The sequence below is a fragment of the Janibacter zhangyanbonis genome, assembly GCF_050507325.1.
In the GTDB taxonomy this organism is placed as follows: Bacteria; Actinomycetota; Actinomycetes; order Actinomycetales; family Dermatophilaceae; genus Janibacter.
Genome location: NZ_CP191481.1, coordinates 308778 through 335247 on the forward strand (window position 1 = coordinate 308778; position 26470 = coordinate 335247).

General features: G+C 71.8%; 30 protein-coding genes. 18 read left to right on the plus strand and 12 right to left on the minus strand.

What is annotated here, in order from left to right; translation table 11 throughout:
* Positions 1-4: 4 nt before the first annotated feature.
* Positions 5-1006, plus strand: a complete 1002-nt coding sequence (locus tag ACQBJO_RS01520) for an inorganic phosphate transporter (protein WP_421008063.1) — start codon at positions 5-7, stop codon at positions 1004-1006.
* Between the two features lie 101 nt (positions 1007-1107).
* Here ACQBJO_RS01520 and pstB read toward each other — a convergent pair whose 3' ends face one another.
* The 8 genes from pstB to ACQBJO_RS01560 form a co-directional block, all read right to left on the minus strand.
* On the minus strand, positions 1108-1887 hold the full coding sequence (gene pstB, locus ACQBJO_RS01525; RefSeq protein ID WP_421008064.1) for a phosphate ABC transporter ATP-binding protein PstB: 780 nt from the start codon (positions 1885-1887) through the stop codon (positions 1108-1110).
* A 26-nt stretch (positions 1888-1913) separates the two neighbouring features.
* The gene (gene pstA, locus ACQBJO_RS01530) at positions 1914-3011 is read right to left on the minus strand and encodes a phosphate ABC transporter permease PstA (protein ID WP_255185111.1); all 1098 of its coding nucleotides are present in this window, start codon (positions 3009-3011) and stop codon (positions 1914-1916) included.
* Positions 3011-3955 (minus strand): phosphate ABC transporter permease subunit PstC, encoded by a 945-nt coding sequence (gene pstC, locus ACQBJO_RS01535; protein WP_421008065.1) that lies wholly within the window; start codon positions 3953-3955, stop codon positions 3011-3013. The genes pstA and pstC overlap by 1 nt, the downstream gene beginning before the upstream one ends.
* A 93-nt stretch (positions 3956-4048) precedes the next feature.
* On the minus strand, positions 4049-5140 hold the full coding sequence (gene pstS, locus ACQBJO_RS01540) for a phosphate ABC transporter substrate-binding protein PstS (RefSeq protein ID WP_421008066.1): 1092 nt from the start codon (positions 5138-5140) through the stop codon (positions 4049-4051).
* Between the two features lie 214 nt (positions 5141-5354).
* A complete protein-coding gene (locus ACQBJO_RS01545; protein ID WP_421008067.1) occupies positions 5355-6311 on the minus strand; it encodes an NUDIX hydrolase in 957 nt (318 codons plus the stop codon).
* A 2-nt stretch (positions 6312-6313) separates the two neighbouring features.
* Entirely contained in the window at positions 6314-8596 is a 2283-nt protein-coding gene (locus ACQBJO_RS01550) for an RNA degradosome polyphosphate kinase (protein ID WP_255186299.1), read from the minus strand.
* Between the two features lie 5 nt (positions 8597-8601).
* Positions 8602-9495, minus strand: coding sequence for a mycothiol synthase (gene mshD, locus ACQBJO_RS01555; protein ID WP_421008068.1), 894 nt, complete (start codon positions 9493-9495; stop codon positions 8602-8604).
* A complete protein-coding gene (locus ACQBJO_RS01560) occupies positions 9492-10196 on the minus strand; it encodes a winged helix-turn-helix transcriptional regulator (protein ID WP_421008069.1) in 705 nt (234 codons plus the stop codon). Before ACQBJO_RS01560 ends, mshD begins: the two co-directional genes overlap by 4 nt.
* A 40-nt stretch (positions 10197-10236) precedes the next feature.
* On the opposite strand from ACQBJO_RS01560, the gene ACQBJO_RS01565 reads away from it, so the two are divergent.
* Positions 10237-11079, plus strand: coding sequence for a hypothetical protein (locus tag ACQBJO_RS01565; protein ID WP_421008070.1), 843 nt, complete (start codon positions 10237-10239; stop codon positions 11077-11079).
* 44 nt (positions 11080-11123) lie between these two features.
* The gene (locus tag ACQBJO_RS01570) at positions 11124-11621 is read left to right on the plus strand and encodes an FABP family protein (RefSeq protein WP_255185118.1); all 498 of its coding nucleotides are present in this window, start codon (positions 11124-11126) and stop codon (positions 11619-11621) included.
* Positions 11622-11731: 110 nt separating this feature from the next.
* Here the strand turns inward: ACQBJO_RS01570 and ACQBJO_RS01575 are convergent, their stop codons facing one another.
* Positions 11732-12733: an LCP family protein gene (locus ACQBJO_RS01575; RefSeq protein WP_421008071.1), complete on the minus strand. Its 1002-nt coding sequence runs from the start codon at positions 12731-12733 to the stop codon at positions 11732-11734.
* A gap of 56 nt (positions 12734-12789) precedes the next feature.
* Between ACQBJO_RS01575 and ACQBJO_RS01580 the strand changes: the two genes are divergently transcribed.
* From ACQBJO_RS01580 to ACQBJO_RS01610, 7 genes are all read left to right on the plus strand, one after another.
* Positions 12790-13809, plus strand: coding sequence for a YgfZ/GcvT domain-containing protein (locus ACQBJO_RS01580; RefSeq protein WP_421008072.1), 1020 nt, complete (start codon positions 12790-12792; stop codon positions 13807-13809).
* An 83-nt stretch (positions 13810-13892) separates the two neighbouring features.
* Complete coding sequence (locus ACQBJO_RS01585) at positions 13893-14600, plus strand: helix-turn-helix domain-containing protein (protein WP_421008073.1); 708 nt, start codon at positions 13893-13895, stop codon at positions 14598-14600.
* Positions 14597-15223 carry a hypothetical protein gene (locus ACQBJO_RS01590; protein ID WP_421008074.1) on the plus strand — a complete coding sequence of 209 codons (627 nt, stop codon included), beginning with the start codon at positions 14597-14599 and terminating at the stop codon, positions 15221-15223. The genes ACQBJO_RS01585 and ACQBJO_RS01590 overlap by 4 nt, the downstream gene beginning before the upstream one ends.
* A 100-nt stretch (positions 15224-15323) precedes the next feature.
* Positions 15324-16313 carry an asparaginase gene (locus ACQBJO_RS01595; RefSeq protein ID WP_421008075.1) on the plus strand — a complete coding sequence of 330 codons (990 nt, stop codon included), beginning with the start codon at positions 15324-15326 and terminating at the stop codon, positions 16311-16313.
* Complete coding sequence (gene dtd / locus ACQBJO_RS01600) at positions 16310-16738, plus strand: D-aminoacyl-tRNA deacylase (protein ID WP_255185124.1); 429 nt, start codon at positions 16310-16312, stop codon at positions 16736-16738. Before ACQBJO_RS01595 ends, dtd begins: the two co-directional genes overlap by 4 nt.
* A 9-nt stretch (positions 16739-16747) precedes the next feature.
* Positions 16748-17041, plus strand: coding sequence for a DUF2516 family protein (locus tag ACQBJO_RS01605; protein WP_255185125.1), 294 nt, complete (start codon positions 16748-16750; stop codon positions 17039-17041).
* 48 nt (positions 17042-17089) lie between these two features.
* Complete coding sequence (locus ACQBJO_RS01610; RefSeq protein WP_255185126.1) at positions 17090-17455, plus strand: phosphomannose isomerase type II C-terminal cupin domain; 366 nt, start codon at positions 17090-17092, stop codon at positions 17453-17455.
* Here ACQBJO_RS01610 and ACQBJO_RS01615 read toward each other — a convergent pair.
* Positions 17443-18264, minus strand: coding sequence for a class I SAM-dependent methyltransferase (locus ACQBJO_RS01615; RefSeq protein ID WP_421008076.1), 822 nt, complete (start codon positions 18262-18264; stop codon positions 17443-17445). The two genes, ACQBJO_RS01610 and ACQBJO_RS01615, sit on opposite strands and share 13 nt — an antisense overlap.
* Positions 18265-18304: 40 nt before the next feature.
* Here ACQBJO_RS01615 and ACQBJO_RS01620 point away from each other — a divergent pair, with 40 nt between their 5' ends.
* The 4 genes from ACQBJO_RS01620 to ACQBJO_RS01635 are packed head-to-tail and all read left to right on the plus strand — an operon-like array spanning position 18305 to position 21672.
* Positions 18305-19078 carry a hypothetical protein gene (locus ACQBJO_RS01620; protein ID WP_421008077.1) on the plus strand — a complete coding sequence of 258 codons (774 nt, stop codon included), beginning with the start codon at positions 18305-18307 and terminating at the stop codon, positions 19076-19078.
* Entirely contained in the window at positions 19075-20370 is a 1296-nt protein-coding gene (gene mshA / locus ACQBJO_RS01625) for a D-inositol-3-phosphate glycosyltransferase (protein WP_421008078.1), read from the plus strand. Before ACQBJO_RS01620 ends, mshA begins: the two co-directional genes overlap by 4 nt.
* The gene (locus ACQBJO_RS01630) at positions 20367-20915 is read left to right on the plus strand and encodes a YbjN domain-containing protein (protein WP_421008079.1); all 549 of its coding nucleotides are present in this window, start codon (positions 20367-20369) and stop codon (positions 20913-20915) included. Before mshA ends, ACQBJO_RS01630 begins: the two co-directional genes overlap by 4 nt.
* A gap of 22 nt (positions 20916-20937) precedes the next feature.
* Entirely contained in the window at positions 20938-21672 is a 735-nt protein-coding gene (locus tag ACQBJO_RS01635) for a phosphoglyceromutase (protein WP_255185131.1), read from the plus strand.
* Between the two features lie 75 nt (positions 21673-21747).
* Here the strand turns inward: ACQBJO_RS01635 and phoU are convergent, their stop codons facing one another.
* On the minus strand, positions 21748-22422 hold the full coding sequence (gene phoU, locus ACQBJO_RS01640) for a phosphate signaling complex protein PhoU (RefSeq protein ID WP_421008080.1): 675 nt from the start codon (positions 22420-22422) through the stop codon (positions 21748-21750).
* A 157-nt stretch (positions 22423-22579) separates the two neighbouring features.
* Between phoU and ACQBJO_RS01645 the strand changes: the two genes are divergently transcribed.
* Positions 22580-23809: a sensor histidine kinase gene (locus ACQBJO_RS01645; RefSeq protein WP_421008081.1), complete on the plus strand. Its 1230-nt coding sequence runs from the start codon at positions 22580-22582 to the stop codon at positions 23807-23809.
* On the plus strand, positions 23809-24489 hold the full coding sequence (locus tag ACQBJO_RS01650) for a response regulator (protein WP_421008082.1): 681 nt from the start codon (positions 23809-23811) through the stop codon (positions 24487-24489). The genes ACQBJO_RS01645 and ACQBJO_RS01650 overlap by 1 nt, the downstream gene beginning before the upstream one ends.
* A gap of 76 nt (positions 24490-24565) precedes the next feature.
* Here the strand turns inward: ACQBJO_RS01650 and ACQBJO_RS01655 are convergent, their stop codons facing one another.
* Complete coding sequence (locus ACQBJO_RS01655) at positions 24566-25090, minus strand: hypothetical protein (protein ID WP_421008083.1); 525 nt, start codon at positions 25088-25090, stop codon at positions 24566-24568.
* Between the two features lie 155 nt (positions 25091-25245).
* Here ACQBJO_RS01655 and ACQBJO_RS01660 point away from each other — a divergent pair, with 155 nt between their 5' ends.
* Positions 25246-25728 carry a CarD family transcriptional regulator gene (locus tag ACQBJO_RS01660; protein ID WP_007927253.1) on the plus strand — a complete coding sequence of 161 codons (483 nt, stop codon included), beginning with the start codon at positions 25246-25248 and terminating at the stop codon, positions 25726-25728.
* Positions 25729-25772: 44 nt separating this feature from the next.
* Complete coding sequence (ispD, locus tag ACQBJO_RS01665; protein WP_421008084.1) at positions 25773-26444, plus strand: 2-C-methyl-D-erythritol 4-phosphate cytidylyltransferase; 672 nt, start codon at positions 25773-25775, stop codon at positions 26442-26444.
* Positions 26445-26470 lie beyond the last annotated feature (26 nt).

The following is a 26470-nucleotide window of genomic DNA, read 5'->3' on the forward strand; positions in this document are numbered from 1 at the left end:
CCCCGTGGAGTTCCTCCCCGTGGCCGTCGTCACCCTGCTGGCGATGGGCTTCAACTACACCAACGGCTTCCACGACGCGGCCAATGCGATCGCGACGTCGGTGTCGACCCGCGCGCTCACGCCGCGGGCGGCGCTCGCCATGGCGGCCGTGGCCAACCTCGCCGGCGCCTTCTTCGGCGCCAAGGTCGCCGAGACCGTGGGCAAGGGCATCATCGAGGCGCCCGGCGGGCACCTCGGTCTCGTCCTGTGCGCGGCGGCGCTCCTCGGCGCCATCGTGTGGAACCTGATCACCTGGTGGTTCGGCCTGCCCTCCTCGTCCTCGCACGCCCTCATCGGCGGGCTCGGCGGTGCGGCCCTGGCGGCCGGCGCCACGGTCAAGTGGGCCGGCATCCTCGAGAAGGTCGTCATCCCGATGGTCCTCTCGCCGGTCGTCGGCATCGTCGTCGGCTTCCTCGTGATGAAGCTGATCCTGCGGATCTTCCGCGATGCCAACCCCGGCCGCACCAAGCGCGGCTTCCGCATGGCGCAGACCGCCTCCGCGGCCGCCATGGCCTTCGGTCACGGCATGCAGGACGCCGCCAAGACCGCCGGCGTCGTCGTCCTCGCGCTCACCGTCTCGGGCTACCAGTCGTCGGCCGACCACCACATCCCGCTGTGGGTCCTCGTCATGTCGGCCGTCGTCATCTCGATGGGCACCTACTCGGGCGGCTGGCGGATCATGCGCACCCTCGGTCGCGGCATCATCCACCTCGACCCGCCCCAGGGCTTCGCCGCCGAGGTCACGGCCGCGTCGATCCTCTACGTCGCGACGATGCTCAAGGCGCCGATCTCGACGACGCACGCGATCACCGCGGCGATCATGGGCGTGGGGTCCACCCGCTCGCTCAAGGCCGTGCGGTGGGGCGTGGCGAAAAACATCGTCGGCGCGTGGATCTTCACCTTCCCCGGCGCGGGACTGTCCGCGGTGCTCTTCATGCTGGTGCTCCGCCCGCTCACCGGCGTCTGACCGCACTCTCCCGGCACGACGAAGGCCGGCGGATCCCCCCCCTGTCGGATCCGCCGGCCTCGCCGTTGTCCCCTTCGCCTCCCCGACGAAGGGGAGGTCACTCACCCGAAGCGGCCGGAGATGTAGTCCTCGGTCGCCTTCTCGCGCGGGTTGTTGAAGATCGTCTGGGTGTCGTCGAACTCCACGAGCTGGCCCGGCTTGCCGGTCCCCTCGATGTTGAAGAAGCCCGTCTTGTCGCTGCAGCGGGCGGCCTGCTGCATGTTGTGCGTGACGATGACGATCGTGTAGTCGTCCTTGAGCTCGGCAATGAGGTCCTCGACCGCGAGGGTCGAGATCGGGTCGAGCGCCGAGCACGGCTCGTCCATGAGGACGACCTCGGGCTTGACCGCGATCGTGCGGGCGATGCACAGACGCTGCTGCTGGCCACCCGAGAGGCCCGAGCCGGGCTTGTCGAGGCGGTCCTTGACCTCGTTCCACAGGTTGGCGCCGCGCAGGCTGGTCTCGACGAGCTCGTCGGCGTCGGCCTTCTTGATCTTCCTGTTGTTGAGCTTGACCCCGGCGAGGACGTTTTCCTTGATGGACATCGTCGGGAAGGGGTTGGGCCTCTGGAAGACCATGCCGACCTTGCGGCGGACACCCACCGGGTCGACGCCCTTGCCGTAGAGGTCCTCGCCGTCGATGACGATCGAGCCCTTGACGTGGGCGCCGGGGATGACCTCGTGCATGCGGTTGATCGACCGGAGGAAGGTCGACTTGCCGCAGCCCGAGGGGCCGATGAGTGCCGTCACCGAGCGGGGCTCGATGGTGACGTTGACATCCTTCACGGCGAGGAAGTCCCCGTAGTAGATGTCGAGGTTCTGGACGTCGATGCGCTTGGACACGTCAGCGATTCCTTGTCTGTCTGCGGTCAGCGACCGGTCTTGGGGGCGAAGAACTTGGAGATGAGTCGCGCGATGATGTTCAGCGCCATGACGATGACGATGAGGACGAGCACCGCGGACCAGGCCCGGTCGATGTAGGGCTGCTTGTCCACGCCCGGGTTCATGATCTGGTAGTAGGCGAAGACCGGGAGGGTCGCCATCGGGTCCTTGAACATGTTCGGGTTGAGCGACGTGCTCAGACCTGCGGTGACGAGCAGCGGCGCCGTCTCACCGATGATGCGCGCGATCGCGAGGGTGACACCGGTCGCGATGCCGGCGACCGCGGTCGGCAGGACGACCTTGACGATCGTCAGCCACTTCGGCACGCCGAGGGCATAGCTCGCCTCGCGCAGCTCGTTGGGCACGAGGCGGAGCATCTCGTCGGTGTTGCGCACGACGACCGGGATCATGAGGATCGTCAGCGCCGCGACACCGACGATGCCCGACTTGTAGCCCGGCTCGACGAAGATGCTGAAGAGCGAGAAGGCGAAGAGGCCGGCGACGATCGACGGGATGCCCGTCATGACGTCGACGAAGAAGGTCAGTGCCCGCGACAGCCGGTTGCCGTTGCCGTACTCGACGAGGTAGATCGCGGCCATGATGCCGATCGGGACGGCGATGACCGTCGTGAAGAGGGTGATCATGAGCGTGCCCTGCAGGGCGTGCGCGATACCGCCGCCCTCGCCGACGACGCCTCGCATGGACACCGTGAAGAACTCCGCGTCCAGGCGCTTGGTGCCCTTGCTCAGCACGTCGATGACGAGCGAGACGAGCGGGATGAGCGCGAGGAGGAAGAAGGTCGTCACGACGCCGGTCACGAGGCGGTCGGTCGCGTGCCGGGACCCCTCGGTGACGCGGCTGACCACGTAGATCGCGAGGCAGTAGACGATCGCGGAGAGGAGCACCCACGGCAGGACCGAGAACCCGCCGAGGAGGAGGACGACGGCCAGACCGACGAGCGCGGACCCGCCGAGGACGCCCCAGCGGGCGGTCTGCGAGAGGCTGCCGGCAGCGGCGGTGTCGCCGCCGACGCCCTGGCCCGGGTCGTGGGGGGTGCCCCCGGTGGGGATGGAGACGTTGGTCATCAGTTGGCTCCCGAGAACTCGGCCCGGCGGGAGACGATCCAGCGGGCGGCCATGTTGACGAGCAGGGTGACGAAGAAGAGCACGAGGCCGGCGGCGACGAGCGTGTTGGCCGCGACGCCGGAGCTCTCCGGCAGGTTGAGCGCGATGTCGGCGGCGATCGTCGAGCTGCTGTTGTCGGAGAGCAGCTCGATCGAGTAGGGCAGACCGGGCGAGAGGATGAGCGCGACGGCCATGGTCTCGCCGAGCGCGCGGCCCAGGCCGAGCATGGTGCCGGAGACGATGCCGGACTTGCCGAAGGGGATGACCGCCTGCTGGATCATCTCCCAGCGGGTGGCGCCGAGGGCCAGCGAGGCCTCCTCGTGCAGGCGCGGGGTCTGGAGGAAGACCTCGCGGTTCACGGCCGTCATGATCGGCAGGATCATGATGCCCAGGACGATGCCGATGACGAGCATCGTCTTGCCGGTCACCGACGCGTCACCGGCGAAGAAGGGGATCCAGCCGAGGTGCTCGTTGAGCCAGTTGCCGACCGGCTTGGAGCCGGGGCCGACGACGGACAGACCCCAGAAGCCGAAGACGATCGAGGGGATCGCGGCCAGCAGGTCGACGAGGTAGCCGAGGGCCTGGGCCAGCTTGCGCGGGGCGTAGTGGCTGATGAAGAGCGCGATGCCGATCGACAGCGGCACGGCGATGATGAGCGCGATGACCGCCGCGAGGACGGTGCCGAAGAGCAGCGGACCGATGTAGGTGACGAGGCCTTCGCCGCCGCGGACCTCGCTCGGGTCGGCCGTGACGGCCGGCCATGCCTGCAGGAACAGGAAGATGGCCACGAGGACGAGGGCGACGAGGATGAAGACCCCCGAGGTCGTCGACAGGCCGCTGAAGACCTTGTCGCCGAGCCGGCGGACACCCTTCCGGGGGGACGGGGCGGAGGAAGCGGTACTCACGTGACTCTCCGGGAGCAGCAGGGGCAGGGGCGCGGCGAAGGCCCGGGCGGCGTGACGCACACCGCCCGGGCCCTCACCAGGAGGCGATCAGGATCAGCTGATCTTCTCGACAGCGGCGGTGTTCTTCTTGACCCACTCGGCCGGGAGCTCGGCGGAGCCGGCGGCCTCGGCGGAGGCCTTCTGGCCCTCCTCGCCGGTGACGTAGTTGAGCCAGGCCTTGACGACCTTCGCCTTCGCGGCGTCGTCGTACTTGAGGCAGCCGACCTGGTAGGAGACGAGGACGTTGGGGTACACGCCGGCCTCCTCGGTGTCCTTGGCGACGTCGACCGCGAGGTCGGTCTCGGACTCGCTCTTGGCCTTGGAGGCGTCGAGGATCTTGGCGGCGGACTCGGCGGTGGGCTCGACGTACTCGTCGCCGACACCGAGCGCGACGGTCTTCAGCTCGCCGACCTGCGAGAGGTCCGCGTAACCGATGGTGCCGTCACCCTTGCCGATCGCGTCGACGACACCCGAGGTGCCCTTGGCAGCGGTGCCGCCCTTGACCGGCCAGGCGTCCTCGGCCTCGTGGGTCCAGGACTTCTCGGCGGCCTTGCCCAGGTAGTCGGAGAAGTTCTTCGAGGTGCCCGAGTCGTCCGAGCGGTGGACCGTGGTGATCTTCGTCGACGGGAGGTCGGCGTCCGGGTTGTCGGCCTTGATCTTCGGGTCGTTCCAGGTCTTGATCTTGCCGTCGAAGATCTCGGCGACCGTGGCCGGCTTCAGCTGCAGCTTGTCGACGCCCTCGAGGTTGTAGGCGATGGCGATCGGGGAGACGTAGACCGGGATCTGGACGATGTCGCCACCGCAGACCTTCTTGGCCTTGTCGAGCTCCTCCTCCTCGAAGGCGGAGTCGGTACCGGCGAAGTCGACCGCACCGGCGGCGAACTGCTCACGGCCGGCGCCGGAGCCCTGCGGGTCGTAGTTGACCGTCGCGCCGCCGTTGGCGGTCTCGAAGTCGGCCTTCCACTTCTCGACGGCGGCCTGCTGGGAGCTGGCACCCATGCCCTTGATCGAGCCGGAGACGGACTCGCCGCCGTCGCCAGAGGCGCCGGAGCCGGAGTCCGACTCGCCGCAGGCGGCCATCGTGAAGGTCAGGGCGAGGGCAGCGGTGGCGGTCAGGGCCTTGCGGCTGCGGGTGGAACGAATCACGTCTGTCAAACCTCTCTACAGGGGTTGGCCACGTGAATCGCGACGGCAGCCCGTCGCGACCGCCGTGGTCGTACGCATCGAAGGTAGGGACGCATGGTGACCTGCCGGGTCGCGATCGGTGAACAGTCGGTGAATCACGGCTGCACAGTGCGTGGTCGGGTCGCGCCCCGGCCGTGGGCGATGTAACGCGCGCGGCAGCGCCGCTCGCGTGGAGTCAGCCGCGGTCGCGCGGGTGGTGCCTCTCGGCGGCGACGATCCGGGCGGCGTCGCCGGTGCCGACGACGTGGACGAGGAGCACCTCTCCCTTCGCCAGGCCGCCGGAGAGCGCGTCCTCGATGACCGAGCGGCCGACGAGCCCGGGCGCGAGCGAGGGGTCGGCGCGCTCGAGGAGCAGCGCCAGGAGGTCGGGCAGGACGGGGCCGTGGCTGCACAGGGCGGCGGGCACGCCGCGCTCGAGCAGGCGCCCGAGGTGGTGTCGCGCCTTGCCCGGGTCGGCGGCATGGCCCTCCTCCGACAGGCCCGGCTTGAGCCGCAGTCGCTCGCCGCTGGCCGTCGCGTAGGGGGCGAGCGTGTCGCTGGCGCGGGTCGAGGGGCTGCTCACGAGGCGCTCGATGCCGTAGCCGGCGAGCAGGGGCACGAGGTCGGCGGCCTGCTCGCGGCCCCGGTCGTCGAGGGGCCGCAGCCAGTCGTCGTCGGTCCACGTCGCGCGGGGCTGCGCCTTGGCGTGGCGCACGACGGCGAGGGGCCAGGTCGACAGGGTGCCCCGGGAGTCGGCGGCCATGAGGGCCTCGACCTGGGCGACGTCGTGCGCATAGCTGAGCCGGGAGAGGGCCTCGCCGGCCTCGAGCCAGGCGACCTCGTCGACCTCGTGGACGAGGCCGCCGTCACCGCCGGTCACCTCCGCCGCCCAGTAGCGCACCTCCTTGACCGCCGGCCCCGACTTCGACGCGACGGTGTAGGTCGTCGTCGGCAGCGGGTGGCCGAGCCGCACGCGCAGCCCGGTCTCCTCGAGGGTCTCGCGGGCCGCGGCGACGGGGAAGGTCTCGCCGGGGTCGAGCTTGCCCTTCGCCCACGACCAGTCGTCGTAGCGGGGGCGGTGGACGAGAGCGATCTGCAGGCGCCCCCGACGACGTCTCCATGGTAGGGTGCCCGCGGCCAGGACGGTGGCCATGCTCAGCGCCGGGCCTTGCGGCGGCGCTTGGCGTGCATCGCGATGAGCGCGGCCTGGATGTCGGGCAGCGGCTCACCGTCGGGGTTCTGGTGCACCCGGGTCCAGCGGCCGTCGCCGTCGAGGTTCCAGTGGGCGTAGTCGCCCGACATGCCGCGCTCGACGAGGTCGAAGACCTGCTCGACGTGGCGCGGCTCCTTGATCCGCACGAGGGCCTCGACGCGTCGGTCGAGGTTGCGGTGCATGAGGTCGGCCGAGCCGATCCACGCCTGGCGGTCCGCGCCGGTCCCGAAGAGGAAGATGCGCGAGTGCTCGAGGAAGCGCCCGAGGACCGAGTGCACCCGGATCGTCTCGCTCAGCCCGGGCACGCCGGGCCGCAGGGCGCAGATGCCGCGGACCCACACGTCGACCTGCACCCCGGCCTGGCTGGCCCGGTAGAGCGCGTCGATCGTCTGCTCGTCGACGAGCGAGTTGACCTTGACCGCGACGTAGCCATCGCCCGTCCTGGCCTGGCGCGCCGCCTGCTCCTCGATCCGCTCGACGAGCCCGTCGCGGATGTGCCGGGGTGCGACGAGCAGCCGCTTGAACTTGCTGCGCGGCGCGACGCCCGAGAGCTGGTTGAAGAGCCGGGTGAGGTCCTCGCCGACCTCGGGGTCGGAGGTGAGCAGCCCCATGTCCTCGTAGAGACGAGCGGTCTTGGGGTTGTAGTTGCCGGTGCCGACGTGGCAGTAGCGCTTCACCCCGTCGGGCTCCTGCCGCACGACGAGGGCGAGCTTGCAGTGGGTCTTGAGGCCGACGATGCCGTAGACGACGTGCACGCCCGCGTGCTCGAGCTTGCGGGCCCACTCGATGTTGTTCTGCTCGTCGAAGCGCGCCTTGATCTCGACGACCGCGAGCACCTGCTTGCCCGCCTCGGCGGCGTCGATGAGCGCGTCGACGATCGGGCTGTCACCGCTGGTGCGGTAGAGCGTCTGCTTGATCGCGAGCACGTGCGGGTCGGCCGCCGCCTGCTCGATGAAGGCCTGCACGGAGGTGGAGAAGGAGTCGTAGGGGTGCTGCAGCAGCACGTCCTGCCGGGCGATGCGGCCGATGAGGTTGGCGGCCTTCGATGACTCGGCGGGCGCCAGGTCGGCATTGGTCCGGGCCACGAAGGGAGGGAAGTGCAGGTCGGTCCGGTCGATGTCGGCGATCTCGTTGAGCCCGCGCAGGTCGAGCGGGGCGGGCAGCCGGTAGACCTCGTCGTCGCTGACGCCGAGCTCGCGGCTGAGCAGCTCCATGACGTGGTCGTCGAGGTCCTCCTCCACCTCCAGCCGCACCGGCGGGCCGAAGCGCCGCCGGATCAGCTCCTTCTCCAGCGCGGCGAGGAGGTTCTCGGCGTCGTCCTCCTCGACCTCGAGGTCCTCGTTGCGGGTGACCCGGAAGGAGTAGTGCTCGTGCACCTCCATGCCGGGGAAGAGGTGGTGCAGGTGCGCGGCGATGACGTCCTCGAGCGGGACGAAGCGCGCCTCGAAGAGGTCGGAGGTCACCGAGGCCTGCGCGCGACGCACCTTGAGGAAGCGGGGGAGCGAGGGCGGCATCTTGATCCTCGCGAAGTGCTCCTTGCCCGTCTTGGGGTTGATGAGGATGACGGCGAGGTTGAGCGAGAGCCCCGAGATGTAGGGGAAGGGGTGGGCCGGGTCGACGGCCAGCGGCGTGAGCACGGGGTAGATCTGGTCGCGGAAGAGCTCGCTGAGCCGCTCCTGCTCGGACTCCTCGACCTCGCTCCACCGCACGATGCTGATGCCCTCCTCGGCGAGGGCGGGGCGCACGCTCTCGTCGAAGATGCGGGTCTGCATGTGGGTCAGGTCGTGCGCGATGCGGGCGATCTGCTCGAGCACCTCGCGCGGCTCGAGCCCGGAGGGGCTGCGCACCGCGATGCCGGTGGCGATGCGCCGCTTGAGGCCGGCGACCCGGACCATGAAGAACTCGTCGAGGTTGCTCGTGAAGATCGCGAGGAAACGCGCCCGCTCGAGCAGGGGGACGCTCTCGTCGGCCGCGAGCTGCAGGACCCGCTCGTTGAACTGCAGCCAGCTGATCTCGCGGTCGAGGAAGCGGTCGACCGGCAGGTCGGTGGCGGGCGCCGCGTCCTCGGGACGGCTGCGCACGAAGCGGCCGTTGGCCGCGCGGGGCCGCAGCTCGGGGGTGGCGTCGGGGGCCGAGGAGGTGATCGAGACGTCGCTGGTCGGGGCCGCGCCCGGTCGGCGAGCCGGGACCGACGGTCGGGGTGCTGGGGCGGAGGCGTCCGACATGGCGCTCATCCTTGCACCGAGGGGTGAACCTCGTGTGAATACATCACGTGGAGGGCCTTGCGGGTGAAGCCGGCCCGCTCGTAGGTCGCCAGCGCCGGCGTGTTGTCGCCCTCGACGTAGAGCTCGACCTCGCGCACGCCCCGACGGGCCAGGTGCGCCAGGCCGAGGCCGGTGAGCGGGCCGGCGAGCCCGCGACCCTGGCAGTCGGGGTGGACGCCGACGACGTAGACCTCGCCGACGTCGCCGCCGGGCGGGTCGATCTTCGTCCAGTGGAAGCCGACGAGCCGGCTGGGGTCGTCGTCCTCGAGCAGGATGACCCCCTCGGGGTCGAACCACGGCTGGGCCATCCGCTCCTCGAGCCCGGCCCGGTCGAGGGCGCCCTGCTCGGGGTGGTGGACGAAGGCCGCGGCGTTGACCTCGAGCAGCGCGGTCTCGTCGGTGCCGGGGACGAAGGTCCGGTGCCGCACGCCGTCGGGGAGGCCGGGGTCGGTCTCGTCGCCCTCGCGCACGTCGCGGGAGAGGACGAGCAGCTCACGGACCACCTGCAGGCCGAGCCGGGAGGCCAGGGCGCGGGCGGCCGGCAGGTCGCCGTGGGCCCACGGCCGGGCGTCCGGGCGCTCCTGCAGGACACGCTCGAGCAGGCGGGTGCCGACCCCCTTCGCCCGGGAGTCGGGGTGCACGAAGAGCTCGACGGACCCGTCCTCGGCGACGGCTGCGTAGCCGGCGAGGTCGTCGCCGTCGGTCGCGACGTGGTGGGTGCCGGGGCGCGGCAGGGCGAGCTCGAAGGCCTCGCTGAGCGGCGCGACGCCGTCGGCGGAGGCCGCGTCGAGGGCACCGGCGGCCACCCGGTCCACCAGGGCGTCCGGCAGCAGGTCGAAGGGAGTGATGGTCACGGTCACAGGGACACCGCCTCGGTGTCGGCCTCGTCGTCATGGGCGGGTACGAACCGGTAGCCGACATTGCGGATCGTGCCGATGAGCTGCTCGTGCTCGCTGCCGAGCTTGGCCCGCAGGCGACGCACGTGCACGTCGACGGTGCGGGTGCCGCCGTAGTAGTCGTAGCCCCAGACCTCCTGGAGCAGCTGGGCCCGGGTGAAGACGCGGCCGGGGTGCTGGGCGAGGTGCTTGAGCAGCTCGAACTCCTTGTACGTCAGGTCGAGCAGGCGCTCGCCGAGCCGGGCGGAGTAGCTGCCCTCGTCGATCGTCAGGTCCCCGGCGACGATCCGCTCGTCGGCCTCGTCCTCGACCGCGTCGCTGCGGGTCATCACCAGCCGCAGCCGGGCCTCGACCTCGGCGGGGCCGGCATGCTCGAGGAGGATGTCCTCGACCGCCCACTCGGCGTTGACCGCGGTCAGGCCGCCCTCGGTGAGGATCGCGATGACCGGCGCGGAGGTGCCGGTGGCGCGGATGACGCGGCACAGCGAGCGGGCCTGGACGAGCGCGGTGCGCGCGTCGACGAGGACGACGTCGACGGCGGGCGCGTCGATGATCGCCGATGCCTCGGCGGGCAGCGTGCGCACCTGGTGCCCGAGCAGCCCCAAGGCCGGCAGGACCTCGGCGCTCGGCGCCAGGTCGTCCGTGAGGAGCAGGAGTCGGGCCATCGCGACCCAGAATATGCGGGCCGGCCGCTACCCTCGCGTGGTGACCACGCCAGTACCCGCCGAGCCAGAGACCCGAGCGGCCCGCCGTGCCCTGCGCGCGAGTGCGGGGGAGGTCGCCGACCCCCAGGCCCCGCCGCCCCGGTCACGCCCGGTCGTCGCCGCGGCCACGGTCGTCACCGCCCTGCTCGTCGCCGGGTCGGCGGCCTCGGGCGAGCGCATCCTCGAGCTGCTCGCCGTGGTCGCCGCGGGCCTGGTCGTCGCGATCGGCTGGCCCTCGCTCGTCGGGTCCCGCACCCCCGTCGGCACGACCGCCGTCCTCGCCGTGACCTCGCTCGCCCTCGGTGCCGCCCTGGTGCTGCAGGACGAGGAGCCCTATCTCGAGCACGTGCCCGCGGCGATGGCCCTGGGCATCGTCGCCATGTGCCTGCACCCGCTGCTGCAGGCGCCGGCCCGGGGGCAGCTGGCCCGCTCGATGGCCGGCACCTCCCTCGGCATCCTGCTCATCGGCGGTGGGGGGCTGCTCACGAGCACCGTCTACGCCGACAACCACGGGCCGGTCGTCATCGTCGGCATCGGTCTGGCCGTCGCCGCCCTCGTCGACCTCGTCCTCGAGCGTCCGGCGACGAGCGCGTGGATGATCCCGGCCGCGATGGGTGTCGGCGGGCTCGCCGGTCTGGTCGCGCACCTCGTGCTCTCGGGGTCGCTGTCGGCGTGGTCGGCGCTGCTCGGGGTCATCGGTGCGGGCACCGCGGTCGCGCTGCGCCGCGCGCTGTCGCAGCAGCGGGCGATCGACACCGTGGCCGGTGCGCTCGCCGCCGGCGCGGCCTCCGTGCTCGTCGCCGGGCCGCTCGTGCACCTCGTCGCCCGCCTGCCCCTGGCCTGACCGCCGGCGCGCTCCCGGCCCGGCGTCCGCCCTACGATGGGCGGGTGTTCACCCTCGACCCCACGATCCACCCGGACATCGCCCCCCTCGCCTGGCTCGTCGGCCGCTGGGAGGGAGCCGGTGTCGTCGGCTACCCGACGATCGAGTCGGCCAACTTCGGCCAGGAGCTCGTCGTCACCCATGACGAGCGGCCCTTCCTGCGCTGGGAGAGCACGACCTGGATCCTCGACGACGCCGGCAACAAGGTCCGCCCCTCCGGCACCGAGCTCGGCTTCTGGCGTGCCGGTGGCGAAGGGGAGGCGGAGCTCCTCCTCGCCCACCCCACGGGCATCGTCGAGATGTACTACGGCACCGTCGAGCCGGGCCGGATCGAGCTGCAGACCGACGGCATCATCCGCAGCCCGCAGGCCAAGGAGTACTCGTCGGCCAAGCGCATGTACGGCCTCGTGAAGTCCAACCTCATGTGGGTCATGGACATGACCGCCGCCGGTCAGCCGATGAGCAGCCACGTCTCCGCGGAGCTCAAGCGCGTCGACGGCTGACCGCCCCCGCCGCGCAGCGCCCCAAGGTTTTGCAGGGTTGGCGGCCCGGAACGTCGCAAAACCCTAGGGTTTTGCAGGGTCCAGGGGGGTGCGAAGGGGGCGGGGTCGGGTCACTCCTCGTAGCCCGCCATGTCGTCGGTGCGCAGGGCATCGCTCAGCCGGGACATGCCCTGCTCGTCGAGGATGTCGATCGACCCGCCGTCGGGCGCGGTGCCGTAGCCGCTGAAGGGCGCGGTGACGAAGTGGATGTTGCCGCCGCGCACGCCGCGCAGCTTGATCGCCTCGCTGCGGATCTTGCCCGTCGTCAGCGAGTTGTCGACGATCGTGTTCTTGGTGCCGGCCTCGATGACGTTGCCGAGACGGCTGGGGTTGAGCAGCACGCCGGGGGTGAGGGTCTTCGTCATGATCCCCTTGAGCCAGGCCTGCTGGCGCTGACCGCGGGAGATGTCGCCCTCGGCGAGGGTCTTGCGCTCGCGGACGTACTCCAGCGCCTGCTCGCCGTCGAGGTCGTGGGTACCCGCGGGGTACTTGGGGCTCGCCTGGGCGTTGTTGACCTGCACGCCCCCGAGCGCGTCGGTGAGCTGCTTGAAGCCCTCGAAATCGGTCTTGGCGACGTGGTCGACCTTGACGCCGACGAGGTCCTGGATGGTCTGCACGAGCAGCGGCGACTGGCCGAAGGCGTAGGCGGCGTTGATCTTGTTCTTGCCGTGCCCGGGAATCGGCACGTAGAGGTCACGGGGGAAGTGGATGATCCACACGTCGCCGTGGTCCTCGTCGACGTGGACGAGCTGGATGACGTCGGCCCGGCTGGCGGTCTCGCCCGGCCGGGCGTCGGAGCCGATGAGCAGGTAGTTGGTCCCTGCGTCGGTCACGAGCTGCTCGCCCTCGCGCCACTCGGTCTGGTTCTGTGCCTCCCCGAGGAGGTCCTCGTGCGCGAGGTTGCGGTCGACCTTGCTGCTGATGAACCACGCGTACCCGCCGATGCCGATCACGAGGAGCAGCAGGAAGGCGAGGACGGAGACGGCGAGCCGTCGCCCCCACCCCATGCGGTGGCGGCCTGAGCGGCGAGTCGTGGTCTCGCCAGCGGTGTCGTCGTCGAACTCCTCGAGCATGCGGTCATCGTACGGGGCGAGTTCGGCAGCCGGCTGGGAGACGTAGATTGGGCTGCATGAGTGCCTCGCCCCTGCTGCAGACCGCCGGTGCCGTGCCCGGCGACGGGATCGACTCCGGGGTCGCCGCGCACTACGGCGACCCGCTGCGCGAGCAGCGGTTGCTCGCGGAGGGGCTCGGGGTCGTCGACCTCTCGCACCGCGGGGTCGTCACGGTCACCGGCCCCGACCGGCTGTCGTGGCTGCACTCCCTCACCTCGCAGCAGCTCGTCGACCTGCCGCCGCGCACCTCGGCCGAGTCGCTCGTTCTCTCGCCCAAGGGTCACGTCGAGCACGCCCTGCACGTCGTCGACGATGGCGAGACGACCTGGTTGACCGTCGAGCCGGGCACGGCGCCCGCGCTCGCGGCGTGGCTCGACTCCATGCGCTTCATGCTGCGGGTCGAGGTGGCCGACGTCAGCGACGACTACGCGGTGCTCGGCGAGAGCGTCGACCGCGAGGGCGCGGAGGGCGAGCCGCCGACCTGGCTCGACCCGTGGCCGCGCGTCGTCGGCGACACCGCCACCTACGGTCCCCCGGCCGAGGAGCACCCGGCCCGCGACCGACGCTGGCGCGAGGTCATCGTTCCGGCGGCGGACCTCCCTTCGGCCGTCGGCGACCGTGAGCTCGTCGGCACGTGGGCCGCCGAGGCCCTGCGCATCGCCGCCTGGCGCCCGCGCCTCGGCGCCGAGACCGACCACCGGACGATCGCCCACGAGCTCGACTGGCTGCGCACCGCGGTCCACTTGCACAAGGGCTGCTACCGCGGGCAGGAGACGATCGCCCGGGTGCACAACCTCGGTCGCCCGCCGCGCCGACTGGCCTTCCTCCACCTCGACGGGTCCGGCCACACCCTGCCCGAGGTCGGGGCCGAGGTGCTCCTCGGCGACAAGGTCGTCGGCCGCATCACCTCCCGTGCTCGGCACCACGAGGACGGTCCCATCGCCCTCGCCGTGCTCAAGCGCAACACCGACGACGCCGCCGACCTGCTCGTCGCCCCCGACGTCGCGGCGGCGCAGACGGGGATCGTCCCGCGCTGACGGCGCTGCGCCCGGAGGTGACTCCGCTCACCAACCGCTGCCTACGGCTTGCACATGCTAACTACGGCAAGCACAATGGGGCCATGTCGAAGAATCCGCTGGAGGGCCTGCCGAGCCACCTCGGCAACTCCCTGGGCGACTACCTGCGTGAGCAGCGCGTCCTGGCCAAGCTCTCCGTGCGGCAGCTGTCGGCGCTGGCCGGGATCTCCAACCCCTATCTCTCCCAGATCGAGCGGGGGGTCAAGCGGCCGAGCGCCGACATCCTCCAGCAGATCGCCAGGGGCCTGTCCATCTCGGCCGAGACCCTCTACGTCCAGGCGGGTCTGCTCGACCCCAAGGACGCGGCCGCGGAGGCCGGGGCCACGACCCGGGCCGCCATCCGCACCGACCCCGCGCTGACCGCACGTCAGCGTCAGACCCTGCTCGAGATCTACGAGTCCTTCGTCGGCGCGGAGCCCGCGACGTCGCAGGACACGGCCGAGCCGTCGCGCCCGACCCCTCGGGCACGGGCGACGCGCAAGGCGGCCAAGCAGGCGAAGGGGGCCGTACCGGCCTCCGGGGGCACGGCCACGAAGAAGGCCGCCACGAAGAAGGCCAGCACAGCGAAGGTCGCCAAGAGCACGGCCAGCACCACCAAGGCCGGCACCAAGAAGAAGGCCGCCGGCACGGCGGCCAGCACGAAGGGCTCGACGTCGTCGTCGGGCTCGAAGACCGCGGCCCCGGCCGCCAAGCGCGCACCGCGCGGGTCGCAGTCCTCGTCTCGCTCGACTACCACCAGGAGAACCTCATGAGCGTCACCACCACCGTCAAGAAGGTCGTCACCGACCAGACCTACGCCACCATCGGCGCCACCGACCTGACCGTCGAGACCTTCCGCGGCTACACCTCGCAGATCGCCGCCCTGCGCGCCGAGCTCGAGCCGAAGAAGGTCCAGGCCCGCGTCAAGGCCGCCCCGGCCGACGCGCAGGCCCACTACGCCGACCTCACCAAGCGCGGCGAGGCCCTCGTGACCCGCATCAAGAAGCAGAAGGCCACCCAGGACCTCGTGGGCCAGGCCGAGGCGACCGTCGCCCTCGGCAAGGGTGTCGTCACCACGGTCAAGAAGGCCGTCGCCGACGTCGAGCGCTCCGCCAAGGCCACGCTGACCATCGGTCGCAAGGAGGCCGTCAAGGCTGCCGAGGCCGTCAAGGACTCCGTGGACGTCGACGTCAAGGTCGACACCGCCAAGGCGAAGAAGGCCGTCTCCACCTCCGCCAAGCGCACCACCACGGCGGCCAAGCGCACCAACACCACCGCCAAGAAGGCTGCGACCCGCACCCGCACCGCCACCAAGTCGACCGCGACCGCCGCCAAGAAGACGGCCGCCAAGACCACCCAGGCCGCCGAGAAGGCTGCCGAGAAGGTCGGCGACTGAAGGGATCCGGCTCCGGCTCCGTCCGCGGAGCAGCCGACGCTGTGGTGATCGACGGTGCCTGAGGTGCGAGGAACGAGCCTCGAAGGCTAGCCTCCGGCAGGTGACCGCACCGGCCCCCGACACCACAGCCCTCGACGACGCCCCCGTGCTGGTCCACGTGACCCGCGGGGGCTTCGTCGAGTCCGCCCACCGCGCGACGCTCGTCGCGACCGACGGCGACGGGGGGACCCCCCTTCGTCACGGTCGGGTCGACGACCCCGTGCTGCCACGCTCCTCGCTCAAGCCGGTCCAGGCGCTCGCGATGGTCCGCCTCGGTCTCGACCTGCCGTCCCACCTGCTCGCGCTCGTCTGCTCGAGCCACTCCGGCGAGGCCGTCCACCGCGAGGCGGTCGCCGAGATCCTCGCGACCGCCGACCTGGGGCTCGACGCGCTGCGCACGACCCCCTCGCTGCCGCTCGGCGAGCTCGAGCACGCCCGCTGGCTCGCCGCCGGCGAGGCGCCGACGCCGGTCGCCATGGACTGCTCCGGCAAGCACGCCGGCATGCTCGTCACCTGCGTGCTCCAGGGCTGGCCCACCGAGACCTACCTCGACCCCGAGCACCCCCTGCAGGTCGCGATCCGCGAGACCGTCGCCGAGGTCGTCGGCCCGGTGACCCACACGACCGTCGACGGCTGCGGCGCACCGCTCTTCGCCGTGCCGCTGTCCGGTCTGGCGGCGGCCTTCGGCTCCCTCGCCGGGGCCGACGCCACGACGGACGAAGGGAGGGTCGCCGCGGCCATGCGCACCGCGCCGGAGATGGTCGGCGGCACCGGCCGCGACGTCACCGCCTTCATGCGGGCCGTGCCGGGGCTCATCGCCAAGGACGGGGCCGAGTCGGTGTACGCCGCCGGCCTCGACGACGGGCGCGGCATCGCGATCAAGGTGGCCGACGGGGCCCCGGTCGCCCGGGCCCGGCAGGGCCTGCTCGCCCACGCCCTCATGGCTCTGGGCGCCGACACCCCGGCCCTGCGCGAGCTCGCCGACCAGCCCGTCCTCGGCCACGGCCGACCGGTCGGCGCCGTCGAGGTGCTCGACCTGACGACCTCGTGAGGACCGTCCTGCAGCGGGTCGCCTCCGCCCGGGTGCTCGTCGACGACGAGGTCGTCGGCGAGATCGGCCCGGGCCTGCTCGCCCTCGTCGGCGTCACCCACGACGACGGCCCCGACGAGGTCGCGACGACGGTGCGCAAGATCGCCGAGCTGCGGATCATGGCCGACGAGACCTCGGTGGCCGACAGCGGGGGAGGGGTGCTCGTCGTCAGCCAGTTCACCCTCCACGCCGACGTGCGCAAGGGCCGCCGACCGTCGTGGAATGCCGCCGCCCCCGGACCCGTCGCCGAGCCGCTCGTCGACGCGGTGGCCGAGGGCCTGCGCGAGCGCGGGGTCGAGGTCGCGACCGGTCGCTTCGGCGCCGACATGCAGATCGACCTGCGCGCCGACGGTCCGGTGACCATCGTCGTCGACGTGCCCGCCTAGGCTGGCGGTGTGCAGATCTTCTCGAGCATCCAGGCGACGATCGTCCTCGTCCTGAGCCTCCTCGCGCTCGGTGCCGAGGTCTTCGCGCTCGTCCACGCGGTGCGGCAGCGGCCCGATGCCTTCACGGCGACGGGCAAGCAGTCCAAGACCTTCTGGGTCGCCGCACTCGCGATCGCGACGCTCATGGGTGTCGCCGCGGTCGGCGGTGTCGGGCTGCTGGCGATCATCGGCATCGTCGTCGCGGGCGTCTACCTCGCCGACGTGCGTCCGGCGATCGACGAGATCCTCGGTCGCCGTCGGTGAGTCGGGCACAATGACCACGGACCGCACCACGAGCCAGGGGGACCCGTCGTGACCGACCTGCCGGACCCACGCCCGGACGTCTTCGTCTCGGAGCGCCCGTGGGGGCGCTTCGAGCAGCTGACGCTCAACGAACCGACGACGGTCAAGATCATCACCGTCGCCCCGGGGCACCGCCTCTCGCTGCAGACCCACGCGCTGCGGGCCGAGCTGTGGCAGGTGCTCGACGGGCCGATCGACGTCACGGTCGGTGACGAGACCTGGTCGGCGCAGCCCGGCGAGCGGATCTGGGTCGAGCGGGGGGCCGTGCACCGCATGGGCAACTCCACGCAGCAGCCGGGCCGGGTCCTCGAGATCGGCTACGGCGAGTTCGACGAGGACGACATCGTGCGCCTCGAGGACGACTACCAGCGCTGAGCCAGCGGGCCCCCGCGGGGCGCGACGAGCGACCACGGCACGGTGAGCTCCCCGAGGCGCCAGCGCGCCGCACCCCCGAGCACCGGCACCTGTCGGGCGATGTCGCCCCAGGCGGCTACGGCCTGCTGCCGGGCCCCGTAGGGGGCGAAGGGGGAGGAGCGTCGCCACGCGTCGTCGACGAGCAGGAGCAGCTCGTGCACCGGCTCGCCGGGGACGTTGCGGTGGATCAGCGCCTTGGGCAGGCGCTCGGCGACGACCGACGGTGGTCGGGCCGGGCCGAGGTCGCGCAGCCGCCACGACAGGGTGAGGGTGCGCGGACCCTCGGCGTCGAGCGTCACCCAGCTGCCGAGCCGACCGAGCTCGTCGCACGTGCCCTCGACGAGGATCCCGAGCGGGTCGAGCCGGTCGACCATGGTGCGCCAGGGCCCCTCGACCTCGGTCTCGTCGTACTGCCGCAGCACATTGAAGGCCCGCAGGACCCGCACCTGCGCATCGCCCGGCAGCGGCACCTCGAAGCCCCCGAGCGCGAAGTCGACCCCGGGCCCCGCCCATGCCTGTGCCGTCGCCACCCGCTCCGGGTCGATCTCCAGGCCGGTGACGTGCGCGTCGGGCCGCAGCGTGCGCACCCGCTGCGCCCACTCGGCCGTCGTGACGCCGCTCGCCCCGTGGCCGAGGTCGACGAGGTGCGGCGGGCCCCCCTTCGTCAGGACGTCGCGGTGGGTCGCCAGCAGCCACCGGTCGCAGCGACGCAGGCGGTTGGGGTTGGTCGTGCCTCGGGTGATGTTGCCGAGGGGTCTCTGGCTGGGCACCCCGGCAGCGTAGGCGCTGTGCGGAACTACGCTGGTGCACGTGTGGCGTGCCGACCGACGGGTGAGCTGGAGCATGGTCTCCCTCGTGGCCTCCCTCTGCGGTGCGCTCCTGCTCGCCGCGGTCATCTGGGTGCCGCCGGCGCTCGGCCGTGACTCCGGCCTGCGGCCGGTGCAGCCGGGCCTGCTCGTCGTGGCCCCCGAGGCGGGCGGCGTCGTGACCCTCGGCGAGGGCCGCGCGGTCCAGCTCGACGACACCGGGCTGCGGGTCACCTCGCGGGGCAACACCCTGTTTCGCACGGTGCGCGGCGGCTCGCCGCTGTCGGCCCTCCTCGGCGACGTCGAAGGACGCGGCGAGGGGCGCAGCGAGCAGATCACCCACACGCTGAGCGACCTCGAGGTCGACCGCCTGTCGATCCGCGACGGCGAGGTCACCTGGTCGGGCCGGCTCACCGGCGACGACCGCAGCCTGCCGGTCACCCTCACCGTGCGTCTCGAGGGCGTGCGCATCACCCTCACCGCCACGGCGAAGGGGGCGGATGCCGTCGTCGTGCACTCGCACCAGGAGCTGGCGACCCGCGGTCGTCAGCCGGGGCTGCCGGAGCGCCTGCTGCGCAAGCGGGCGTGGTGGGTCGGCCCCGGGGCGGCGCCCGTCGCGGACGCCTACTCGACGCAGCTCGGCACGACGATCGGGATCGGTCCGCGAGGGACCGCCCGCGGCGTCGACCTGCGTCGGATGGGTCACACCGACCTGCACGTGTGGTCGCCGTCGGCGACAGTGGCCATGACCAGCTATCGGAGGACGGTGGAGGAGTGACGCAGCAACGCATCCGGCGGGTGGCGATGGTCTCGGTCCACACCTCGCCCCTGGCCCAGCCCGGCACGGGCGATGCCGGGGGGCTCAACGTCTACGTCGTCGAGTCGGCCCGCGAGCTGGCCGCGCGGGGCGTCGAGGTCGAGATCTTCACCCGCCGCACCGCCGCCGACCTGCCCGACGTCGTCGAGATGTTCGCCGGCGTGACCGTGCGGCACGTCGACGCCGGGCCCTACGAGGGCCTGGCCAAGGAGGACCTGCCGGGGCAGCTGTGCGCCTTCGCCGCAGGTATCATGCGCGAGATCGCGCGGGTACCCCAGGGGCACTACGACGTCGCCCACTCGCACTACTGGCTCTCCGGCCAGGTCGGCTGGCTCGTCGCCGAGCGCTGGCAGGTGCCCCTCGTGCACACGATGCACACGATGGCGCGGGTGAAGAACCGCCAGCTCGCCGACGACGACGTGCCCGAGCCGCCCGGCCGGGAGATCGGCGAGGACCAGGTGGTCGACATCGCCGACCGGCTCGTCGCCAACACCGACCGCGAGGCGAGCGAGCTCGTCGACTACTACGGCGCCGACCCGGACAAGGTGGTCGTCGTGCCCCCCGGGGTCGACCTCGAGACCTTCGTCCCCGGCGACCGTGGTGAGGCCCGGGCCTCGCTCGGGCTCGCCGACGATGCCGTCGTCCTGCTCTTCGTCGGTCGGATCCAGCCGCTCAAGGCGCCCGACGTGCTCGTGCGCGCCGCCGCGGAGCTGCTCGAGCGCCGACCCGAGCTGCGCGAGCGGCTCGTCGTCGCGGTCGTCGGAGGCGCGTCCGGCCGCGGGCTCGCGGCGCCCGACCGGCTCGAGCGGCTCGGCGAGGAGCTGGGCGTATCCGACGTGCTCCACCTGGCCCCGCCGGTGAGCCGTGCCGGGCTGGCGCAGTGGTACCGCGCCGCCGACGTCGTCACGGTGCCCTCCCACACCGAGTCCTTCGGCCTCGTCGCCGTCGAGGCGCAGGCCTCGGGCGCGGTCGTCCTCGCCGCCGATGTCGGCGGGCTGCCGACGGCCGTCGGTGACGCCGGTGTCCTCGTGCCCGGCCACGACCCGAGCGTGTGGGCCGACGAGCTGCTCGCCGTCCTCGACGACCCCGACCGGGCGAGCGACCTGAGGCGCCGAGCGCGCGCGCACGCCGAGGGATTCGGCTGGGCGGTGACCGTCGACCGGCTCCTCGAGGTCTACGCCGATGCCGTCGCCGAGCGCGAGTCGCTCTCCGCCGAGACCCCGACCGACGAGCCCCTGGAGGTGGCCCGATGACCGAGCAGCCCGAGCACGCACCCACCCCCGACGCCGAGGCCCAGCGGGCCGGCGACGTCGTGACCCGCGTCGTGACCGACGCCGGGCTCGAGCACGAGGCCGGTGCCCGTGACGGCGAGCTCGTCGTCACCCTGCCGGGGGAGAAGAAGCTCAAGACCGTCGTCTCCCTCGTCGTCGGCGAGCGGGCCCTGTCCGTCTCGGCCTTCGTCATCCGCAACGCGGACGAGAACCACGCGCAGTTCTACCGCCACCTGCTCCGGCGCAACCTGCGCATGCCCCTGCTCGCCTACTCGATCGACGCCTCCGGCGACGTTTACGTGGGCGGGCGGATCCCCCTTCGCGCGGTGACCGAGGAGGTCGTCGACCAGGTGCTCGGCGTCGTGCTCGAGGCCGCCGACGGACCCTTCAACGAGCTGCTGCTCCTCGGCTTCCGCAGCTCGATGCAGAAGGAGTGGGACTGGCGCGTCTCGCGCGGCGAGTCGCTGCGCAACCTCGAGGCCTTCCGCTCCGTCCTCGAGCGGACGGACGGGTCCGCGCCGGAGTGACCGGCGTCGATACGCTGGCCCCATGTCGACTCTGATCCTGCTGCGCCACGGCCGTTCCGACTGGAACGAGAAGAACCTCTTCACCGGATGGGTCGACGTCGACCTCATCGACAGGGGCCGCGAGGAGGCCGTCCGCGGCGGCCAGCTCATCAAGGAGTCCGGTCTGCTGCCGGACGTCGTGCACACCTCGGTGCTCCGCCGGGCGATCACCACCGCCAACCTCGCCCTCGACGCGGCCGACCGCCACTGGATCCCGGTGCGTCGCGACTGGCGGCTCAACGAGCGCCACTACGGCGCCCTGCAGGGCCTCGACAAGGCCGCGACGCGGGACAAGTACGGCGACGAGCAGTTCATGCTCTGGCGGCGCAGCTTCGACACCCCGCCGCCGGCCATCGAGCCCGACGACGAGTTCGCCCAGACCGACGACCCGCGCTACGCCGACCTGCCCGAGGTCCCGCGCACCGAGTGCCTCAAGGACGTCATCGCCCGCCTCATGCCCTACTGGGAGGGGCCGATCCGCGAGGACCTCGCCGCCGGCCGCACCGTCCTCGTCACGGCCCACGGCAACTCCCTGCGGGCCCTGGTCAAGCACCTCGACGGCATCAGCGACGAGGACATCGCCGGGCTCAACATCCCGACCGGCATGCCCTTGGTCTACGACCTCGGCGAGGACTTCATGCCGACCCGCCCGGGCGAGTACCTCGACCCCGAGGCCGCGGCCGCGGAGGCCGCTGCGGTCGCCAACCAGGGTCGCTGACCGCCGGACGACAGCGAGAGGGCCCGCCGACGTGCAGTCGGCGGGCCCTCTCGTGTGCTCGGCAGGCGAAGGGGGTCAGTCCCGCTCCGCCTCCTCCGCGAGGTCGATGGCGCCCGGGTCGCCGGTGACGAGGAAGCCGACCCGACGGGCGACGGTGACCGCGTGGTCGCCGAAGCGCTCGTAGTAGCGGCTCAGCAGGGCGACGTCGACGGCGCTCGTCGTGCCGTGTTGCCACGCGCCCTCGGCGAGCCGGGTGAACATCTCGCGGTGGTGCGTGTCGAGCTCGTCGTCGGTGGTCTCGATGTCCTTGGCCTGGGTGAGGTCCTGGGTGCGGATGACCTGCCCGACGCGGGCGACGAGGTCCTCGGCAATGCCGCCCATCTCGGCGAAGGTCGCGGCGATCTCGTCGGGGACGGCGTGCTCGGGGTAGCGCATGCGCGCGACCTGGGCGACGTGGCGCGCGAGGTCGCCCATGCGCTCGAGGTCGCTGGACATGCGCATCGAGGCGACGACCGTGCGCAGATCGCTGGCGACCGGGGCCTGCCGCGCGAGCAGGTCGACGGAGCGCGCGTCGAGGTCGTTGCGCCGGGCGTCGATGTCCTGGTCGGACTCGATGACGCGCTCGGCGAGCTGGACGTCGGCCTCGAGCAGCGCGCGGGTGGAGTCGCGGATCGCGGTGCTGACGAGCTCGGAGAGGGAGACGAGGTCGTCGGCGATGGCCTCGAGCTCGTCGTGGAAGACCTGGCGCATGGCGCCCCCTTCGATGGGTGTGGGCAGTGTCGCTGGTGTGCCTGTCTACGCGGGACGGGTGAACGTCGTCGGGCGCGCAGGTGAACATCGCGGGCGCGCTCGCCGGTGGTCGCGGCCCGGTCCCAGCATGCCCCACCGGAGAAGTACTCTCGGTGACGTGGAGCCAACGACCGCGGCAATTCTCGGGGGTGCTGCCGGCCTGCTCATCGCCTTCCTCGTGTGGGCTGCGATCACGATGAGCGACCGGGAGCGTGCCGTGGACCCCGCGCCCGAGCCCGAGGTGCCGAAGGGGGTCGGTGACGTCCTCGCCGTGCTGCGCTCCTCCGGCGTCGTCCTCGACCACGAGGGCCGCGTCCTGTCGAGCTCGCCCGCCGCGGTCACCTACGGCCTCGTGCGCCACGGCCGGCTCGTCGAGCCGGCGATCCAGGCGATGGTCGACAAGGTCGCCCGCCACGGCGTCATCGAGGAGCAGGAGCTGGAGCTGCGCCGCCCGGGCATGAGCACGACCAACTATGTCTCCGCCCGTGTCGCCCCGCTCGGGGCACGCCACCTGCTGCTGCTCGTCGACGACCAGTCCCAGGGTCGCCGCGTCGAGGAGACCCGCCGCGACTTCGTGGCCAATGTCAGCCACGAGCTCAAGACGCCGGTCGGCGGCATCTCGTTGCTCGCCGAGGCCGTCATGGATGCCAAGGACGACCCCGAGGCGGTCGACCGCTTCGCCCGCCGCATGCAGGGCGAGGCGACCCGGCTGTCGAGCCTCATCCGCGAGATCGTCGAGCTCTCCCGGCTGCAGGGCACGCCGGTGCTGCAGGACCCGCCGCTCGTCGACGTCGAGGACGTCGTCGCGCTCGCCCTCGAGCACCTGCGCATCGAGGCCGAGGCCAAGGACATGACCCTGACGGACAAGGTCGCCGAGGACCTCTACGTGCGCGGTGACCAGGACATGCTCGTCACCGCCGTGCGCAACCTCGTCGGCAATGCCATCTCCTACTCCGACGCCGGCACGGCCGTCGGGGTGGGGGCGCGACTGCACGGCGACACGATCGAGATCGCCGTCACCGACCAGGGGCCGGGCATCCCCGAGCCGGAGCAGGCGCGCATCTTCGAGCGCTTCTACCGCATGGATGCCGCGCGCTCGCGAGCCACCGGTGGCACCGGCCTCGGCCTGTCGATCGTCAAGCACATCTGCGCCAACCACGGGGGAGACGTGCGCGTGTGGAGCGACGGGTCGCAGGGCTCGACCTTCACGATCCGCCTGCCCGCCGCCCCAGAGACGCTCGACGCCCACGGCGTCGACGTGCAGCTCGCCCACGGCGACGACGCCCCCGACGCGGCCTCCCCTGCCGCCGAGACCCCTTCCCCCACCCTCACAAAGGAGCCCCGCTGATGACACGCATCCTCGTGGTCGAGGACGAGGTGTCCTTCTCGGACCCCCTGTCGTACCTGCTGCGCAAGGAGGGGTACGACGTCGAGGTCGCCGAGACAGGTCCGGACGCCATCACGGCCTTCGACTCCGACGGCGCCGACCTCGTGCTGCTCGACCTCATGCTGCCGGGCCTGTCGGGCATCGACGTCTGCCGCTCGATCCGGCAGAAGTCCAACGTGCCGGTCATCATGCTCACCGCCAAGGACGGCGAGATCGACAAGGTCGTGGGCCTCGAGATCGGCGCCGACGACTACGTGACCAAGCCCTACAGCTCGCGCGAGCTGCTCGCCCGGATCAAGGCCGTGCTGCGACGCAACAACGAGCCCGAGGAGCTGCTGCCCGCCACCATCGAGGGCGGACCCGTGCGCATGGACGTCGACCGGCACGTCGTGGCCGTCGACGGCACCCAGGTGCAGCTGCCGCTCAAGGAGTTCGAGCTGCTCGAGATGCTCCTGCGCAATGTCGGGCGGGTGCTCACCCGCGTGCAGCTCATCGACCGCGTGTGGGGCAGCGACTACGTCGGCGACACCAAGACGCTCGACGTCCACATCAAGCGGCTGCGGGCCAAGATCGAGCCCGACCCGGCCAAGCCGGTGCACATCGTCACCGTCCGCGGACTGGGCTACAAGTTCGAGGCCTGACCTCCCCTTCGGTCATGACCACGAGAGGCCGGCACCCGATGGGGTGCCGGCCTCTCGTCGTGCGAAGGGGGAGTGCTCAGTGGCCCTCGGACTCCGACTCGCTCTCGCTGTGGGTCTCGGAGGGGGTGGGGGTCCAGCCCTCGGGGGCGTCGGTCTCGTAGTAGCCCTCGGGGTCGAGGACCGGGACGCTGACCGGGGTGGCGGAGCCGCCGGTGCTGATCTCGACGTCGGTCATCTCGCCCGGGCCGGCCTTGACGGACTTCAGCGTCAGCTCGGCCTTGTCCTTGCCGCCGAGGGTGACCGCCTGGTGGGCCGGGATCTTGGCCTGCACCTTGCTGCTGCCAGCCGTGACGGTGAAGGTCATGTCCTTGCCGGTCTCGTTCTCCACGGCGCCGGTGACGACCGCGTCGCCGCCCGCCTCGCCGCTGACGAGCGCGAGGTTGCGCACGTGGGCGCCCTCGACGTCGACGGCCACTCCATCGGTGATCGACTGGGTCTTCGCCGTCTGGAAGGGGGAGTTGACCGAGCAGCCGGCGGTGCCGGCGGCGAGCAGGGCCGCCAGGGCCACGACAGGGGTGCGGGTGAGGAGGTTGCGCTTCACGGGGCACAGCCTAGCGGGGGCGTGCGCGTGGGATGCGCCGGGCCACGGCTCGTGCTCTCCACGCGCGCGCGAAGGGGCATTGTGGCGGGGCTGACGGCTGTGCGACCCACGACACGCCGTGATAATCTGGAGGTCGCGAAAGGGGAAATCTCCACATGGTTTTCAAGGTCGGCGAGACGGTCGTGTACCCCCACCACGGGGCTGCTCTGATCGAAGAGATCAAGATTCGAAAGATCAAGGGCGAGGACAAGCAGTACCTCAAGCTCAAGGTGGCCCAGGGTGACCTGACCATCGAGGTGCCCGCCGAGAACTGCGACCTCGTGGGTGTCCGCGACGTCGTGGGCAAGGAGGGGCTGGACCGCGTCTTCGAGGTGCTGCGCACCCCGCACGCGGAGGAGCCGACCAACTGGTCGCGCCGCTACAAGGCCAACCTCGAGAAGCTGGCCTCCGGCGATGTCATCAAGGTGGCCGAGGTCGTGCGCGACCTGTGGCGCCGCGAGAAGGACCGCGGCCTCTCGGCCGGCGAGAAGCGCATGCTGGCCAAGGCCCGCCAGATCCTCGTCTCCGAGCTCGCGCTCGCCGAGAAGACGGACGAGGACAAGGCCGAGGTCATCCTCGACGAGGTCCTCGCGTCCTGAACGACTCACTGCTGACGCAGTCCGACGCCCACACCGATCACGGTGTGGGCGTCGTCGTCGTGGCCGCCGGGTCCGGCACCCGGCTCGGGGCCGACCGGCCCAAGGCCTTCGTCGAGATCGAGGGCGTGACGATCCTCGAGCGTGCGGTCTCCGGGGTGCTGCAGGCTCCCGTCGACGAGCTCGTCGTCGTCGTGCCCGAGAGCCTCGTCGCGGAGGCGACCGAGCTGGTCGACCCCCTGCGTCCGAAGGGGGTCGACGTCACCGTCGTCGCCGGCGGCGCCGAGCGCACCGACTCGGTCGCGGCCGGCCTCGCCGCACTCGGTGAGGACGTCGACGTCGTGCTCGTCCACGACGCGGCCCGCTGCCTGACTCCCGTCGCCGTTTTCGAGCGGGTGCTCGCCGCCCTGACCGCGGGTGCCGCCGGTGCGATCCCCGGGGTGCCCGTCGTCGACACGATCAAGGTCGTCGACGCCGCGGGCGTCATCACGGCCACCCCGCTGCGCGAGTCGCTGCGCGCGGTGCAGACACCACAGGGCTTCGACCGGGCGGTGCTCGTCGCCGCCCACGCCTCCGGCGCCGTCGCGACCGACGACGCGGCGCTCGTCGAGGCCCTCGGCCACGACGTCGTCGTCGTCGAGGGCGACCTGCTCGCGATGAAGATCACGACCGTCGACGACCTCGCCCGCGCCGAGCGCCTGCTCGCCACCGCCGACTGACCCCGCCTGCTCCCCCCCCAACTCTG